This window comes from Massilia sp. AB1 (assembly GCF_018119385.1).
Taxonomy (GTDB): Bacteria; Pseudomonadota; Gammaproteobacteria; order Burkholderiales; family Burkholderiaceae_D; genus Telluria.
In genome coordinates this window covers 1-504 of the sequence record NZ_JAGKSG010000109.1, presented here as the reverse complement: position 1 = coordinate 504, position 504 = coordinate 1, and the positions used below count along the sequence as shown (strand labels likewise).

At 63.7% G+C, this 504-nt stretch carries 1 protein-coding gene; it reads left to right on the top strand.

Annotated features, from left to right (window positions below; translation table 11 throughout):
* Positions 1-504: S8 family serine peptidase (locus tag J8847_RS24010; protein ID WP_211527198.1), on the top strand; the 504-nt coding region annotated here is incomplete at both ends.

The following is a 504-nucleotide window of genomic DNA, read 5'->3' as shown; positions in this document are numbered from 1 at the left end:
CGTGGCGCTGAAAGGCCTGGAAAACAATCCGAACGTCGAGTACATCGAAGAAGACGTGGTGCGCAAGCCCTTCGCCCTGACCAGCCCATCGACCGGCACCCCGTACACGCTCGGCCAGCAAGTTCCGTACGGTATCAAGCAAGTGCAAGCCGACCTGCTGTCGGATGCCAACACCGGCAACCGCAAGGTCTGCATCATCGACTCGGGCTACGACCGCAACCATGAAGACCTCTCCGCCAACAGCGTCACCGGCGAATACGATGCCGGCACCGGCTGGTGGTACACCGACGAAAACCACCACGGCACCCACGTGGCCGGCACCATCGCCGCCGTCAACAACAGCGGCGTCGGCGTGGTCGGCGTCAACTCGAACAAGCTGCTGAAACTGCACATCGTCAAGGTGTTCGGCGCCGACGGCTGGGCTTACTCCTCGACCCTGGCTTCGGCCGCCAACAAGTGCGGCGCAGCAGGCGCCAACGTGATCTCGATGTCGCTGGGCGGCGG